Genomic DNA, 16365 nt, shown 5'->3' with positions numbered 1-16365 from the left:
GGGATCATTGCTACTTCGTTATTTGGTTTTCTTGCAGCCTATATGGAACCAGTAGCATCCGTGCCCCAGGAAGTTGTTCAACAGGTCGCCGACTACTTTAGTGTGTTAGGCGAACCGATGCGGTTGCGCATTTTGAATTTATTGCGTGATGGTGAGAAGTGTGTGCAGGACTTGGTGGAGGCGACGGAAACCAGTCAGGCCAATGTCTCTAAGCACCTGAAAGTCATGTTGCAAGCGGGAATTTTGACTCGCCGCAGTCAAGGGACTTTAGCATACTACAGTGTGGCGGATGAGCTGATTTTCGAGCTGTGTAATCTGGTCTGCGATCGCATTGCGACCCGGATTGAACAGCAAGCTCAGCATTTCCGCTCCTTTAGCCTTGCCAGCAAACCCGACTCGCAGTAAGTGCCTGGGTATTAATGAACTGTATTAATGCACTGTTCAATGCGCCATAGCAGCGTGCTACCGATCGGTCTATGTTTGGCGCTTGTGAGTTTAACTACTCCCTGTGAGTTTGACAACTCTTTACTGTGAGTTTGTCTACTTTTGAGCTGACTTGAGATCGGCTCCTGTGTAGCCAGTGGTGATCCACAATAAAGCCCGACCGCCATCTCGAATTGTTTTTGCCATCGGTTCCTCTGGGGTAGGGGGAACCGATTCAATTTTGACTGGATGGAAAATAATGCCTCGACTGCCCAGAACAATTTCGCCAATCAGGCTGGCACGACGCATGTGGTAGTCGGAGGTCACGAGATAAATATTACGAATTCCTCGCGCTTGCAGTTCGTCGGCCAGGGTGGTGAAGTTTGTCAAAGTATCCACGGCACGGTAGTCCAGATGAACCCGATCGAAGCTGACACCGGCATCATTAAACACCCATTCCGCGTATTCCTGGGGCGCACCGGAAGAAATCCAAATGGGGAGTTGAGGATGTTTTTGGGCAAATTTTGCTGCAAATTGTTCGCGGCTTGGCTCGCCTCCTAATACCAGTACCGCCTGGGGTTGGGTAAACCACATTCTTGCTTGGCGATAGCCCAAGCCCACGAAAATAGGCAAGAACAGCAACACCCACCAAGGGAAACTGAGTTTTCTCCGTTTGGCCGTCTGCCGTTGCAGTTGCCGCCGTTTGAACACCAATGTGCCCCGTCCACCCATGACTAACTCGCTATGAAGTTTGCGCGATGCTGCTACGAATTTCCCAGGAACGCGGGTTAAATCAGTAGACCTTGTAGAACTTTAAAAGATGGCTAGCGAGGATCACTAGACTTGTGGCGAGCAACTTAGCGAGGAGAACGTCCCTCCGATTCGGTAGATTTGGACTGGGAGATCGCGGCTTTAATTCTAGGAAGTTCCAGAAATTCTTGGGTCGCAGCAATCAGCCGATCGCCCCACAGGTTTTCCTTTAAAAATTTGATATCACTGTAACGGCTATCTAGCTTCACAGCGGCTTCACCCAGTTTCAGTCCTTGATCTTGGTCGCCTGTCTGATAGGTTGCTACGGCTAAGGCCAGTTTTGGCTCTGCCCCAGTACTATCTGTTGCAGCGGCAACGGACAGCTTCCAGAGTCGAATCGCTTCCTTAACGTCTCCGATCTCGTACTTGATCAACCCAATATTGTTCAGGGGGTACCAAAATTTTTTATCCTGGGCGTAGGCTTTTTCGTAGGTTGCGATCGCCTCGTTCTTTTTCCCGGACATCAAATAAGCATTTCCCAGGTCAAACAACGCACCGGGAACATTGGGTTTGAGCGCTAAGCCCGATTGCAGGGACTCGATCGCCTTGGGATAATCTTTTTTCTGGAAATAGGCATTGCCCAAGCGGAACCAAATTGCAGATTCCTTCGGTTCTAGGGCCTTGGCCTTTTGTAGGGCAGCAATACTTAGATCAGTTTTGTTATCAGCTAGATATAGCCCCCCCAACACCGACCACACATCCGGATTCTTGGGAATCAGTTGGGTTGCCAACTTTGCACGGGTAATGGCAAGGTCAAACTGTTGCAACTGTGCCAGTTGAATCGATTCTCCTAACAGGTCATTGCCCTCACGTTCCAACTGCCGATCGTCGAGATGGGGCAAATGGGGAACCAGGTAAGCGATCGCAGGACGCCTTGCAATGCCGGAGTTCAACAACAGGATAGTAAAGAGAAGCGCAATCCGTTTATACACAGTGGTTTAACAGGTTGGGTTTAACAGGTTTAACAAATGATGTTACAGGGGTCTGAAGTCTGACACCGTTAGCTTAATCGATCAAGGCTATCTTGGGGCAGTCAAATCAAAATTTTTTTTGTACATCACTGGCAGAAGGTTTGATCTATGCTATTAAGCTTTGGGGCGCTCACTCCAGTATAAAACGTTCCTTGATTCTGATGGCAGTGCCCAGTTTCCCTCCCAATGGTTTCTATGGATCCTTACTTTAAAGTCGAAGTTCTCTCCCAAACCCCGAATCCCCAACAGACCATTTATGCGGCCATGCACCAAGACTATGCTGAAGGCTTTGTCTGGGATGAGCGCGATCGCTTCCCCGATGAACCCAAAGCTGGGGAGGTCGTCATTCGTAATCTGCTGGCGGGAAACCGGGGGCACTTTGGGCCGATCGAGCATCCCCAAATCGTGCTGAATTGTGGTTGGTTTCCCCACAGTGTGATGCAGCAGGCGAGAACCCACCGTGTTTCTGTCAGTTTTGATGTGCAGTCCGGTCGATACACCGGGCAGAGAATTCTGGATGTGGTGGATGGTAAGCGGGAGCTGGAAGAAGTGTTTTATCTCCGGCCCGTGGGGTTTTATACCGATCGCCAGGGTGCGAAGTATGAGTACACAGCTACGGCTCGCCAGACCGATCGGGACTGGTGCGAAAAACTCGCTCAACACTACGCCCACAAAATTCGGGTTGAAGGCTATGCTGAGGAGCACGCGCGGGACTTGATCCCCTATGCAATTCGGCAGCATTTTGTGGTGAGTTTTAACTGCCGGAGTTTGATGCACTTTTTGGACTTGCGGGCAAAAAATGATGCGCAATTGGAGATTATTCAACTTTGTGAGTTGATCTGGCCGCATTTTGAAGCTTGGGTTCCCGCGATCGCGGAGTGGTACCACAAAAACCGCTGGGGCAAAGCTCGACTGTCTCCCTAGGGGGTTGAGCTAGGGGATTTAACCTAGAGTATTTAACCTAGGAGGGGTAACTCTGATTTAACTCTGGTTTGACTGGGGTTTGACTGGGGTTTGACTATAGGAGGTTGAACTCTAGGGCTGACCTCCCGTGGAGAACCGGGGAGGAAATGGATACCTGTGGGGAACTTGGGGCATGAATTCAATGCACGATCGGCAATTTCAGTCGGTAAAATGCTCTAGACAAAAGCGGTGGCAAATATTATCGGTGATACAACTTATCGGTGATACAACCCTTCGGTAGTAGAAACATCGGTGGCAAAAACGGTGGGGGAGAAACGACGATGAACTTAGTCGATATTTTCAACAAGGGCGGCCCAACCATGATTCCCTTGTTGCTATTGTCTGTTTTGGCTGTAACCGCAATTTTTGAGCGGATTCGCTTTTGGTTTACGGTTCTGAAACAGGAGCGGGAAGTCGTTAACCGAATTTTGGATGCTTCCCGTCGCGATTGGATGCTCGCCAGTGAAATTGCGCGCCAAGCCTACGACCAACCGATCGGGCGTTTTCTCTACGCTGCCCTGAGATTGCAAGCTCCGGATCCAGATCTGTTTCGCTTGGCCCTGGAATCCGCCGCTGATGAAGAAATTGCTGGGATGCAACGGGGGAATAAGGTTCTAGAAGCTGTGATTGCCATGGCTCCGTTGCTCGGTTTGCTGGGAACGGTTTTGGGATTGATTCAAACGCTGTACTCCATCACGGTGACAGCCTTGGGAACGGAAGCCTCTAAGGATGCGGTCGGCGGGATTGGGGCATCGTTGATTAGTACGGCAACAGGGCTAATTGTGGCGCTGGTGGCCTTGGGGTTTTATCGCATTTTTCAAGGGTTGATCTTTAACCAAGCCAAAGTGTTTCGCCGATCGGGGAATGAGCTGGAACTGCTCTATCGGCAAAAATGGCAGTATGAGCGGCAAGGGGATCCAACGGCTACGATCGAGATGACTCGGGGAGAAACCGTAGCCCCGATCGTCCTGCCTGAAGATTTGACGAATGAGATTTCCAGCCTAGAGGGATAGTCCACGATGAAAATCAACCTAGATTCCCCCACCGATGAGGCCCAGGTTCAGATTCTGCCGTTAATTGACGTGATTTTTTGCATTCTCACGTTTTTTATCCTGGCAGTTCTGCAATTCCAGCGGCCCCAGGGGATTAATCTCAATCTGCCCCAATCGAAAACCAGCACGGTTCAGCCCTTAGAGAAGTTAGTGGTCACGTTGACCCAAGATGGCGTTCTCTATGTGGATAAGACGCAGATCGATCGCTCTCAACTAGAGCAAATGCTGAAAACCTATCGGGAGAAAAATCCCAATGGTGTCCTAGTGCTAAATGCCTCCCCCAACGCTTTTTACGACAATGTGATCCAAGTGTTGGATACGTTGCGGGCTGTGGGGGGCGATCGGGTGGCCCTAGCGACAACAACCCCCATCACAGCTCCCTCCGTAACCCCTGGCTTAACCAACCCGACGCCCTTTCCTTCGATTACTCCCTTTCCCGGTGGTATGACGGATCCGCTGCTGCAACCGGGGGCTCAGCCTGGAATGCAACCTGGTATCCAGCCCGGTATCCAGCCCGGTATTCAACCGGGTGTGCAACCTGGAATGCAGCCCGGTGTTCAGCCTGGAATGCAGCCGACTGGACAACCCGGCAGTTTACTGTTTCCTAATAGTTCCACAACTCCGATCGATCCCAATACGGGTTTACCTGGTGCAGTGCCTAATTCACCGGCGATCGGATCCCCAGTCAGTCCCTCCAATGGAGCCCCACCCCCGGCTAGCAATTGATTTAGATGAGCAGTTGATTTAGATGAGCAACTGTTTGTACGAGCAACTGTTTGTACGAGCAACTGTTTGTACGAGCAACTGTTTGTATGAGCAACTGCTGGGATTGAGGTTGATTGGGATTGAGGTTTATGAAGTAAAACTGTTGACTTTTGGCCTTTTTCTCTGGGGAAACGGGGTAAATCCTGAATTTAACTGGAAAAAAAATCGACTTGGCGGCAAATGCCTTGATTCTAAGAATATTCCAGTTTTCAAGACATTTACCTGTTAGGAGACTCAGTATATGGGTTGGCTGATTACAATTTTGGTCACGATCGTTGTTATGGCGATCAGCTTCTACCTCATTTCAAAATTGCCGATCGGGGTTGAGATCGATAGCCCGGAAAAAGCATTGGCCGCCGCTGTGGTGTTCGGAATTCTCAATGCGCTGTCTCAGCCCTTAGAAAATCTTTTGAACTTCACCATTATCTTCTCGCCAGTTTCCCTGATCATTAACATCATCATTTTTGGCTTAGCCGCATGGCTTATCGAAGGCTTCCGTCTTCGCAATGGCATTATCAGCGCCATCCTGGGTTCCATCGCGCTGACGATCGTGTATTCCATTCTGCGCAAGATCTTGATTACCGTCGGCCTGATTTCCTTACCCAAAGGAGCGGCCATCTTATTACCCATCTTTTTGAGCCATACCTTAGGTTAATTTCAAGAGGTTAATTTCAAGGCACACCCAAAACCGGCCTAGGATTGCAACAAAGCAGACCTAGGATTGCAAACATTTACGGAAATCCTGAACGATCGTCGTGTTGCCACGCGATCGGTTGACTAGAATGATGCAGGGACACTCGGAAACCTCACCGGAAGTGTTCCTGCTATTTTTGTAGCTCATTTATAGAAGAAAGTCTGGTGCCCCCGTCGGCCAGAGTTATTGCAGTTCTAGCATTTGCCCATGAGTTCTCCCCAACCGCCTAAAAAAAATCCTGTGACCCGTCTGACACAACTGTTGCAGACTGTGCCCACGCGGGTGCGCTTTTCCAAAATTCGGCTGCAAGCCAATGCCAAAGTGCCAGAATTGCGGATTCAAGGGGGCGGCGAAACCCAGGCTCAGGTCTATCCTTTGTTAGGCGAGCGCTATCTCATGGGCCGCAGTTCCCAGCAGTGCGACATTGTGGTGCGCAATCCCGTCGTCAGTCAGGTGCACGCTTCGATTAACCGCGATCGGCAACCTCGCAAAATTTTAGGCATCATTCCCGGTCGCCAACGGTTTGTGATTCGGGATGAAAATTCGACTAATGGTATTTATCGCGGCAAAAAACGGTTACGCTCTGTCACGCTGTACCACAACGATCTGTTTACCCTGGGGCCTACGGATCTGGAAGGGGCTGTCCGGGTGCAGTACTATGATCCCCCGGCCTGGTACCTACGAGCCATTCGCTACGGTCTCTATGGGCTAGCTGGGGTATCGGCTCTGATTGCAGGGACGATCGCCATTAGCTGGACACAGTTTTCGGTCTATCCCTTGCCTAACTCGGTGACGGGGCCCACGATCGTCTATGCCCGCGATGGTGTGACTCCGTTAACCCCCATTCCTCCCAACACCAGCCACCAGGATGTCAAATCGATGTCCCAGGTGTCGCGTTATCTCCCTAGGGCGGTCATGGCTTCGGAGGACTCGCGGTTCTATTGGCACATTGGAGTTGATCCGATCGGCACGCTGCGGGCGATCGTGACGAACGTGAAAAGTGGGGGCATTCGGGAAGGGGCCAGTACCCTGACGCAGCAACTGGCACGGAATCTGCTGCGGGACTATGTGGGCAGCGAAGACTCCACCGGGCGGAAATTTAAGGAAGCCATGGTTGCCCTCAAGCTGGAAACCGCCTATAGCAAAGATGAGCTCATGCGGATTTACCTAAGTCGGGTTTATCTCGGCTTTGGCAACTATGGCTTTGAAGATGCGGCACAATTTTACTTTGGCAAGTCAGCCAAGGATCTGGATCTGAATGAAGCGGCAACCTTGGCGGGTATTCTTCCTGCACCCAATGCGTTTAACCCCGTCAAAGATTATCAGTCGGCGGTGGAATATCGCAACCGAGTGCTGACCCGCATGGCCGAACAGGGCATGGTCAGTCAGGAAGAAGCCACGAAGGCCAGACGATCGCGCATCGAACTCAGTCCCAAGGCCAAGGAAACCCTTGCCAATACCATGGCTCCCTATTACTACAGTCAAGTGTTAAGGGAACTCGGTGACCTCTTGGGGGAGAACGTGGCGCAGGAGGGTAACTTTGTTATTCAAACTGCGCTGGATCCTCAAATGCAAAAGGCTGCGGAACAATCCTTAGCCAATGCAGTGGCTAATCGCGGAGCCGCAGCGGGCTATTCCCAAGGGGCGATCGTCACCCTAAATGCAGCCACGGGAGAAGTGCTGGCCTTGGTGGGGGGGGCTAATTACCAAGAAAGCCAGTTTAACCGTGCTACTCAAGCCCAACGGCAGCCTGGTTCTACCTTTAAAATCTTTGCCTATACTGCTGGTCTAGAGAATGGCATTCAACCCTACCAATCCTTTTCCTGTGCACCCTTGAATTGGGATGGACAAAGTTTTGCGGGCTGTGGCGGGGGCAGTGAAGATTTGTTTGCGGCAGTGGCGAAGTCGGATAATGCGATCGCGCTGCGGGTTGCCCAGGAAGTTGGACTAGATCAAGTGGTGCAAACTGCGCGCAAAATGGGAATTACCTCCAAGCTCGATCCGGTACCGGGGTTGGTGCTTGGGCAAAGTGAAACCACTGTGTTAGAAATGACCTCCGCGTTTGGAGTGTTAGCGAACCAAGGACTGAAAGCTAGACCCCGCACTATTACTCGCATTTTGGACAGTGGGGACTGCACCGATCGCAATAATTTAGCCACCTGCCGAGTGGTCTACGAAGCCCAACAGGAAGCCCCGACCCAAGTGGTGGCTCCAGAAGTGGCGGACACGATGACCAGTTTGCTGCAAGGGGTCGTGCGCAGTGGTACCGGGCGGGCCGCGGCGATCGGACGGGGCGAAGCAGGCAAAACGGGTACTACAAACGACAACGTAGACCTCTGGTTTATCGGTTACGTCCCCAGCAGCAAAGTAGTGACTGGGGTGTGGCTCGGGAATGACGATAACGCGCCCACGGGAGGGAGCAGTGCCCAAGCTGCTCAGCTCTGGGGAGAATACATGAGAAAGGCGTTGTAGATTGTCCTGAGCCTCTGGGTACTCGCTGTGAAAACCTGCTGTGAAAACTGGCAGTGAAAAACGGTCGTGAAAACTGGCAGTGAAAATTGGCAGTGAAAAACGGTCATGAAAACTGTTAGTGAAATCCTATCGTGTCGGTGCTAGGGCGAAAAACGATCGCACAGTTCGTGGCCCGAGTACTGCGATCGGTGAAATTTGTGAAGATTAAGATAAAGAATCCAAAAAATGTTGACAACAATTAAATATTGAGGGAACTGTCCTTTAGATAATGGTGACTTCTGGGTTGGTAATACCGTGTATTTGCGGATAAGTCGCGGTGATTAGCAAGTTTTCCAAAAATAATTTTTAAAATATACAAAAATAAATAAATAACACTCACTTTAGGCTTCTGTCCTGGGGGAGATTGTATGCTGATATTGGAAAAGTTTTAATGAAGTTCGAATGAGTTGTTGACTGAATAATATCGCTCCATAAAATCTAATGAATTCTCCAAATTCATGGGTGCAAAACTCTCAATCATCAGAAATAATTAACGCTCCGATCGAGCCTGATAAGTCCGCTCGTCGATCGCTTTCTACACTGCATCTTCCGGCAAATCTCACCTTAACGGCCATTCCTCCAGAACGCATTGGGGTTGATGGCCAATACGATCACAATGGTCTTGCTAAGCGGGTTGTCCTGCAATTGCAGGAACTGTTTGGCATTGATCTCGTGAAAAATTTGCGTATTTCTCAACGGGGGCGGGTTGTGATTCTCATGGGCAACCTACCCGACGGAATGCTTGCGAAATCTCTCATGGAGGCGATTCTCTCCGTAGAAGGGGCTTTGTATGTTGAAGCTCAAAACCTCTCCATCACAGAAAAATTGCCTCGATCGTTATGAGGGTCTGCCGATCGGGATTACCGAACAGGATTGCCGATCGGCCCATCACAACCACCTAGCGATCGACCGGATGCTGACCGTAGGTGGGCAAGGTTTCTGACCAGTGAGGGCGAATTCCTTGGTGCCATCGCTGTTGGGCCAGTTCTAGGACTACAGCGGCATACTCTCCTTGAGCCGTTGGTGCTTCAATCAGGTCGTAATTCATCGGCAAGGCTTGTAAAGTTCTGTCCCAGGCTTCAGGTTGGTAGACCCGTTCAGGTTGTACGGGCGTCAATGACTGTTGGGGCAGTACCGGGTTTGGGTGAGGTTCGGCCTGCGCATATTGCCATTGAAAAATTCCCGTATGTAATTCTCCCCGTTGGGCGGGCATTTGAACCGCGATCGCCTGGTTAGGATCCCCCTTGGCCCCAGCGATCGCCGCTAGGCTGGAAATGCCAAACAATGGAATCTGCAATTGTTGCGCCAATGTCCGGGCTGCTACCACCCCTAGGCGAGTTCCTGTAAATCCCCCTGGCCCTTTGGCAACGGCAATAAACGCCAAATCCGACCAGGTTTGTGGTGCTAGGAAATCTGCCAAATATTGGTGCAGTAGGCTAGACACCTCACGACCCAAATCCCAACTCTGGCAACGCATTGATTGCCGATCGTGGACTGACGCGATCGCCAAGCCAAAGGTGGGGCTACTGGTATGAATCGCCAAGCCGTAGCAAGTTTTTGGAGAAGTAGCGGAGTGGGACATCTCAGAAATAGTCACAGACTGAATTGAGGACAGGATTGATTGCTTTAGCCAGAATAATTGCTTTAGTCAGAATAATTGCTTTAGCCAGAATGATGACTGTAGCCAAATTGTGGCGAGTGATAAATCATTTCCAAAAAACTTTGAGAGATGAATATCAAGAATGATCCGTTGGATTAGCTGTTTTCGCTTTCCGCAATGCCTGTTGAAATCCTAGGACAACAAAAATATTGGACAGCGTGAGAAAGGATTCTGCACTGCCATGGAGCCAATCAACATTAGCTAATTCCTTCCCATAGGCAACCTTTGCATAAATGCCAGCAGGAATTGTAACCGCAACAAAGACTAGTAGGAGGTAAAAGCCGGCCAATGCAAGTTTGGGCGTTTGGCGAGAACGGGTCAAAAACCACAGAAAACCCAAATAGGGAAAGAGAGATAGCGCAAATAATGATTCCTTAGACATGGGAGAAAATTTGTGGAGTCAGTAGTGGGCAGTGAGCCGGTAGTGGACAATAATTGTTGGCAGTGATTGTTGGCAGTGGCTTTAAAAAAATAGTGCCTTTAAAAACTTTAAGTTGAGCAAGCCAGTTGGTCGAGAGTTGGGCAAGTCAGTTGGGCAAGTCAGTTGGGCAAGTCAATGATGCGAGATTCGGCCAGATCCTAATCTAAGGACTCAGTTTAGCGTTTCGCCAAATCCACCAAGCTGCGGCCATCATTGTGCAATTGCCGATCGCTGTTGTTGCGGCTTGCAGGGTCACCAACCAACCTAACCCCGGTAAGTTATCAAAAAAGTGCCAAGTACAAGCACACATTGCACTAATCAATGCTGGCAACATCCCCCAGGACAGCGTTTTCCACGCAGGGTAGCCCATCACTTCGGCATACCGCCACACCAGCCAAATGGCAGCAATCCATTCAATGACGCTAGAGACGTGAATAATCCAAGTAGGAATGGACAAGGCATTCATGGGCGATTACTTTGAAAGACGGGTACTGAAGTATAAGGTACGCTAATTCCTTCACCATCGCGATTTTTCATTCTGGCGAAGCTGTGACTGATTCCAACCAACGATCGAACCCCCTTCCCTCCTCTCCAGCCTCAGAACGAGCGGTTCTGTGTGGCTACTACGGCATGGGCAATGCAGGCGATGAAGCCCTGCTGGTGTCCCTGTTGCAAATGCTGCCGGAGCATATCACCCCCGTTGTGCTGTCCAAAGATCCCCACCAAACCTACGATCGCTACGGGGTCGAAGCCTACGATCGTTGGAAGCTGGGGGAAATCCTCAAAGCCTATGAGGGGGCTCGCTATTTCATCTGGGGGGGCGGCAGTCTCATGCAGGACACCAGCAGTGCCATCAGCCCCCTGTACTATGCCGGATTGATGAAACTGGCGCAACTGATGGGCCTGCAAACGATCGCTTGGGCGCAGGGCCTTGGCCCCCTCCACAAGTCCTATAATCGCTGGATGACCCGCCATGTGCTGAAACGCTGTCAGGCAGTCAGTGTACGAGATTTGGGTTCCGCAGGGCTGCTCTCTCGCTGGCAGATTCCCCATACCCTTGCGCCGGATCCGGTTTGGGCCATGACCCCCCGCCAGTCCCCCACCTTCGATCGCCTGACCCAAGGGTTACCACGGCCCTGGGTCGCGGTGAATGTGCGCCAACATGCAACGCTAACTGAACCGTGGCTAGAGCTGCTGATTCAGGCCCTGCAACAGTTTCAGCAAAAGGCTCGGGTTTCTTTTGTCTTCTTGCCCTTCCAACAGAGCCTTGATTGGGCACTGGCCCAACGGCTGCAAACCCAGTTTCCCGATAGTCCCATTGTGCTACTGGAGGATCCGCAGCAGGTGAAGGGGATTTTTCAGAAGGTGGATCTCACGATCGCGATGCGACTTCATGCAGTCATTATGGCGGCAGCAGAGGATTGCCGCTGCTATGCCCTGAGCTATGACCCTAAGGTGTCCCAAGTGATGCAAGCCCTGCATCTGCCAGGACAGGAACTCGGTCAGTTGTCGTCTGATCCTGAAGTCTTAGTACAGAAAATAGTACAAGAATGGCTTGATCTCTTGGGTGCGAAGACCTGGGCTGCCCAATCCTATCGCGAGAATTTAATCCAACAAGCGATCGTTCATCGTGAAATTTTGTGTCAAGTGATGCGGTAGTTTGCAACAATCTAAAAATTTTTAGAGGAGTTTGTTGCTTTTTCCAATGTTCTGGGTACCCTAGCCTCTGCCCGTTATCACCCCTGTTGTGGATATCTGTTTTCAGTATTCCATTCCAGCGACCTAAAAGATTCCCTGAAACCTTTGTCGATGTTGAGGAAATGGTATTTGTTGGGGCAATCTTTTTCGTTGCATCTCCGTGAAATCCCTAGGTGATCGAAGTGATCAATGAGATCACGGTAATCCGCAAGATCAAGCACAGCGTTCTAGTGGAATTGGGTTATCCTACTTACTGTCATCCCTTTAGCAGAAATGTTGCCGGGTTTATCCGATAAAGGGACAGAATGGGTGAATAGCCACTGCCAGGAGTTTCTAGGGAATTTGTTATGGCCCTGTATTCTCTGGATCGATTTTCCATCTAGAACTCTTCGACGGACACCTTGAGGAGCCCCTATCATTCAGGATGAGTTAACAATGAGTGAAGCCGCAGTTCCTAACCCCAATTCTAGTCAGCCTTCTAGCCAGTCTGAACTAACTCAGATTCAGCCGACTCAGTTGCGATCAACCGCGCGATCGACAGAGTTATCGGATGAGGTAGCTGCCAGGTCAGATACCTCAGCAGCAGGCAATGAATCCATTCCCGGCAATGGCAGCCATGACGGCAATGACGATGGTTGGACCACGGTGACCTTTCCCCATGCAACGAGTGTTGATGCGTTGCCTGAAATTACGATGGCGGAAGTGACCTGGAACTTGGGAGATGGGGCAGCGGCGATCGGGGGAGAGGCTGGGGGCGAGCCGACTGGATCAGAGGGGTACGCTAGCAGCAGCAAGGAAGCCTCATTCCAGGAACTACAGCGGCAGAATCAAGAACTGCGGGAGCAAGTGAGCCAACTAGAGAGGGCGTTGGCCACGTCCCAATCCGCTCTGCGGGAAGAAATGGAGCGCTGGGAAACCCTAGCCTTAGCTCAACCTCAAAATACAACGGATCAAGCCGAACTGATTCAGCAGCATAACCAAGAATTGCACAAAGCGCAGGGTCGCATTCGAGAGCTCTTCCAAGAATTGGAGCGCTCCCATCAAACGGCGCAAAAGCAGCAGATTTTGGTGGAGACGATTACGGTACAGCTTCAGAGCAGTCACGAACAAATTGCTCAGCTAGAGCGGGAATGTGCGCTGGCACAACAACGCTACACCGAACAAATGCAAACTTTCCACCAGATGGAAATTACCTGTCGCGATCTCCGATCTCGCCTACACCGTCAACAGCGCTACACGCTGCAATTTAAAGCGGCGTTGGAGAAATGTCTGGATGTGCCCACAGCCACCTACATGCATAGCTCGGTGCCCGATGGGGTGGAAGAACCTTCCCTGGTGGCCGCAGACCTTGATTTACTTCAGGGGCAACCGGTCAAATTAAGCATTCCACGTTCGCAGCCGGTTCAGCCCTGGTCGGCCTCCTATGAAGAGAATGAGACCCTAGATCCGGCCTTTCAGGCTTGGATGAATGCTTTTATGAATGGTCAGCCGGTTGAAGCTGCGGTGGCATCTGACTCAGTGACATCTGACTCAATGGTGGTATCTGATTCGATCGCTGCGTCCCATGAGCAAATACCGCCGATCGTGCCCGACGAGATAGGTTCATCTGGGGATGAGCAACCTATGGTCAGTTATACGATTCAGCGGCAGGTATCTTCTGAAGTAGATCATGCAACAGGCCCAGGGGGCAGCGATAGACTACACAGCCCCTTGGGGGAAACGACCGTGCAGGGTGAGGCCCCCGATCTCTCCTTAGGGGATTCTGTCCTGGCTGCTGATTTAGCGGATCCTGATGCATTGTCTAGTTCGCTGACAGCTCTCCCGACCGTCCATCGGTTAGACAGTCATCTAGCCAGCCAGTCCGGCGACCTGGCCGACAATCTTCCGGTGAGTTCCCAGGATACGCCCCCACAGCAACCCAGTCTGACTTCGATCGCAGGGCGAGTGGTTCAGTGGCCAGGGACGGTAGACGCTGCAAGAAAAATTGCTACAAGAGAGGCTACTGCAATGGCCTCCAGTCCTTCCACTAGTGATGGGGATGGTGCAGAAGCGGCTTCTCCCCTGGCCCATCTAGGTACTCCAGCGGCAGGTGAGGCAGGCCGTCCAGCCCAGCCGGGTGCTGACCACGATCGCGATTCTGACCACGATCGATCTGAGATCGACGACCCCCTTGCCCCGGACGTTTTCAATGAAATGTCAGAAATTGCCCCCATCCTCTATCCGACGCGATCGATGAAAAAGCGGGATTCACTATCAGCCGTTGAGCTACCTAGTTTTCCCCGGCACAGCTAGTTCCCGGCACAGCCAGTTTCAGGCATAGCTAACAAGACATTGCCAAGGCGTTCATTCGATTGCAAGCAGTCCGGTTCAAGAGATGGCTGGCAGGTAACCCGGAAGCTTCCTGGGGGACTCTACTTGGCCGTAGCCGTCCACCAAGCCAAGGCATAGGATTGGCTGAGTGCATTGACCGCTTGGCGGAAATAGACCCGGATTTTGTAGCGGCCAGTCACTGGAACTGCTTGAAAGACATGTTCTGTGCTGTCTACTTCACTGATGGAAGCGGCTACGCTTTTGCGGATATCGTTTTCCTCGATCGGCATGAGGTACAGATCAAGATTATTAAGACCGCGATCGTTGAAGCCTTCACCAATGTCGTACTGGCCATTTTGGTTGCGATCGATCAGCTCCACTTGGCGACTCCAAGTCAAGGTGATGGACACGTACTGGCCTGCGGCAATGGGTTGATTTAAAACATAGTCCCGATACACTGGACTGGCCGAGATTCTGTCAGCAGTGGGGTCAGTGGGTGAGTTAGAAGTGGAGCCAGATCGGGCGTTCACAGATGCTGAATGCCGTTTTCGATCGTTCGGTGAGTGAAGGACTTCGTTATAGTCCCATCCGATCGCGGGCACGGACTTCTGGGGATTCCACTGTCCTGCACTGAATTGTTGATAGGCACGATAGGCATTCAACTGACCTGCCCCCATCTGAAAGTTCAAGGGAATTTTGGGGGATTGAGCCGCATCGCTCTCCAGCCAAGTTTGATTGTTCTTCTGAAAAATTGTGCGGGTCATGCCTAACCGCCGACCATCGGTGTCCTGTAATTTATCGGCGGAATTCATTAATACCGCTTTCATGACTTCGTGACGACGGGCATCGATCGTCCAAGGCAGACGGCAGCCCTCGCCCCGTTGGCAGGATTTTCGGAGTTGGCGATCGCCGTATTCTTGCAGCAGCGCCACCGTTCCAGTAACGTGGGGCGTCGCAAAGCTGGTGCCGCTGGTCGTCACGACTTGACCATCCAGTCGTCGTACATTGACTCGATATCCCGGTGCAGCCAAGGCGATCGATCGACGGTTATTCAGGTTCGACTCAATCCCCTCATTGCGTTTTAACACCGATGGGCTGCTATCCCCAATATTAGAAAAATCGATCTTGGCATAGCGATCGTCTACCCGTTGGGTAAAGGCGATCGTCATCCCATTGTAGTTATCAGTTGGAATGGGAATGCCGCCTTTGCCTTGATTGCCTGCGACCACGTACAGAACATCATGAACCCTCGCAGACCAATCTAAACATTGGGTGAGGAGGGCGTTGCCATCTAGCACGGCCTTTGAACGTGGATCCTGTCGTAGGGATTCCCCAAAACTAATGTTGATGGCCCGCACATCCCCCCCATTTTGCATGGCGACGGTTTGGGCTGCGAGGCAGTCTTCCTGCTGGGCCCCTCGGTTCATGGCTCCGGCCCCCGCCACATACAGGCGAGCATTGGGCGCAACGCCTCGGATGGCTTTACTGTCACTGACCAAGAGGCTGGCCACCTGGGTCGCATGGGGGTCAACACTGACATTCCGTCCCGGCTTACGATCGCGGAAAAAGGCATCGACGATGGGAACATGGAAAAACGCCGATTCTGGTTGAATCCGCCGACTGCGATCCTTGGCTTTGTCCACCCCAAACTTAGGAGGGCGACCCACTTCTACTTGCCCGATCGCAATTTTGCGCCCGGTTAAGTTATGGGGAGATTTCTGGAGGCGTAGGGCATCAATGCCTTTATCGCCAATCGACGAATCTTCGATCGGAACGGGTTGGTTAAACCCCATCAGACTCCAAGAGATCAGCACTAAACTGACCAGGAATCGTTTCTGGGGGGAGAGCAGCGTGTGAATCAGCCAAAACTGGGGTAAATCAAGACCGTTTGCGCTTGATTCCCGTAACTTTGGCCTGAATTGGCGTATCATGTCCTACTTCCGATTTTCAAATCCCCACTATTTACACCCTACACCCTGAATTGGCCTCCGACCGCGCAATCTCACCTTCATTCAAAATTTGTCGATTTCCTCACCAAAATTCTGAAAGGAAAGATTCACATTTTGTTAAACTAATCACAAATTTGT

General features: G+C 51.3%; 15 protein-coding genes. 9 read left to right on the top strand and 6 right to left on the bottom strand.

The window, feature by feature from the left end:
* Positions 1 to 42 precede the first annotated feature (42 nt).
* Positions 43 to 405, top strand: coding sequence for a metalloregulator ArsR/SmtB family transcription factor (locus H6G21_RS05775; RefSeq protein WP_190571489.1), 363 nt, complete (start codon positions 43 to 45; stop codon positions 403 to 405).
* Between the two features lie 135 nt (positions 406 to 540).
* Here H6G21_RS05775 and H6G21_RS05770 read toward each other — a convergent pair whose 3' ends face one another.
* The gene (locus tag H6G21_RS05770) at positions 541 to 1155 is read right to left on the bottom strand and encodes a YdcF family protein (RefSeq protein WP_190571488.1); all 615 of its coding nucleotides are present in this window, start codon (positions 1153 to 1155) and stop codon (positions 541 to 543) included.
* 125 nt (positions 1156 to 1280) lie between these two features.
* Complete coding sequence (locus H6G21_RS05765) at positions 1281 to 2165, bottom strand: tetratricopeptide repeat protein (RefSeq protein WP_190571487.1); 885 nt, start codon at positions 2163 to 2165, stop codon at positions 1281 to 1283.
* 234 nt (positions 2166 to 2399) lie between these two features.
* On the opposite strand from H6G21_RS05765, the gene thyX reads away from it, so the two are divergent.
* The 6 genes from thyX (at position 2400) to H6G21_RS05735 (ending at position 9032) form a co-directional block, all read left to right on the top strand.
* Positions 2400 to 3128, top strand: a complete 729-nt coding sequence (gene thyX, locus H6G21_RS05760) for an FAD-dependent thymidylate synthase (protein ID WP_190571486.1) — start codon at positions 2400 to 2402, stop codon at positions 3126 to 3128.
* A gap of 320 nt (positions 3129 to 3448) precedes the next feature.
* A complete protein-coding gene (locus H6G21_RS05755) occupies positions 3449 to 4180 on the top strand; it encodes a MotA/TolQ/ExbB proton channel family protein (protein WP_190571484.1) in 732 nt (243 codons plus the stop codon).
* A gap of 6 nt (positions 4181 to 4186) precedes the next feature.
* A complete protein-coding gene (locus tag H6G21_RS25965; protein WP_199307048.1) occupies positions 4187 to 4945 on the top strand; it encodes a biopolymer transporter ExbD in 759 nt (252 codons plus the stop codon).
* Between the two features lie 280 nt (positions 4946 to 5225).
* Positions 5226 to 5639, top strand: coding sequence for a phage holin family protein (locus H6G21_RS05745; protein WP_190571482.1), 414 nt, complete (start codon positions 5226 to 5228; stop codon positions 5637 to 5639).
* Between the two features lie 246 nt (positions 5640 to 5885).
* Complete coding sequence (locus H6G21_RS05740) at positions 5886 to 8150, top strand: PBP1A family penicillin-binding protein (RefSeq protein WP_190571479.1); 2265 nt, start codon at positions 5886 to 5888, stop codon at positions 8148 to 8150.
* Positions 8151 to 8651: 501 nt separating this feature from the next.
* Positions 8652 to 9032 carry a hypothetical protein gene (locus H6G21_RS05735; RefSeq protein ID WP_190571477.1) on the top strand — a complete coding sequence of 127 codons (381 nt, stop codon included), beginning with the start codon at positions 8652 to 8654 and terminating at the stop codon, positions 9030 to 9032.
* Positions 9033 to 9087: 55 nt separating this feature from the next.
* Here the strand turns inward: H6G21_RS05735 and tsaB are convergent, their stop codons facing one another.
* From tsaB to H6G21_RS05720, 3 genes are all read right to left on the bottom strand, one after another.
* Positions 9088 to 9771, bottom strand: coding sequence for a tRNA (adenosine(37)-N6)-threonylcarbamoyltransferase complex dimerization subunit type 1 TsaB (gene tsaB, locus H6G21_RS05730; RefSeq protein ID WP_190571475.1), 684 nt, complete (start codon positions 9769 to 9771; stop codon positions 9088 to 9090).
* A gap of 154 nt (positions 9772 to 9925) precedes the next feature.
* Positions 9926 to 10231: a DUF3593 domain-containing protein gene (locus tag H6G21_RS05725; RefSeq protein WP_190571472.1), complete on the bottom strand. Its 306-nt coding sequence runs from the start codon at positions 10229 to 10231 to the stop codon at positions 9926 to 9928.
* Positions 10232 to 10433: 202 nt separating this feature from the next.
* Entirely contained in the window at positions 10434 to 10736 is a 303-nt protein-coding gene (locus H6G21_RS05720; RefSeq protein ID WP_190571470.1) for a DUF2499 domain-containing protein, read from the bottom strand.
* An 83-nt stretch (positions 10737 to 10819) separates the two neighbouring features.
* Here H6G21_RS05720 and csaB point away from each other — a divergent pair, with 83 nt between their 5' ends.
* Entirely contained in the window at positions 10820 to 11929 is a 1110-nt protein-coding gene (csaB, locus tag H6G21_RS05715; protein ID WP_347277985.1) for a polysaccharide pyruvyl transferase CsaB, read from the top strand.
* Between the two features lie 474 nt (positions 11930 to 12403).
* Positions 12404 to 14260, top strand: a complete 1857-nt coding sequence (locus H6G21_RS05710) for a hypothetical protein (RefSeq protein WP_190571468.1) — start codon at positions 12404 to 12406, stop codon at positions 14258 to 14260.
* A 119-nt stretch (positions 14261 to 14379) separates the two neighbouring features.
* Here the strand turns inward: H6G21_RS05710 and H6G21_RS05705 are convergent, their stop codons facing one another.
* Entirely contained in the window at positions 14380 to 16209 is a 1830-nt protein-coding gene (locus H6G21_RS05705) for a S8 family serine peptidase (RefSeq protein ID WP_242041674.1), read from the bottom strand.
* Positions 16210 to 16365 lie beyond the last annotated feature (156 nt).

The organism is Alkalinema sp. FACHB-956, from assembly GCF_014697025.1.
In the GTDB taxonomy this organism is placed as follows: Bacteria; Cyanobacteriota; Cyanobacteriia; order Leptolyngbyales; family Leptolyngbyaceae; genus Alkalinema.
This window is presented reverse-complemented; position numbering and strand designations above follow the sequence as displayed.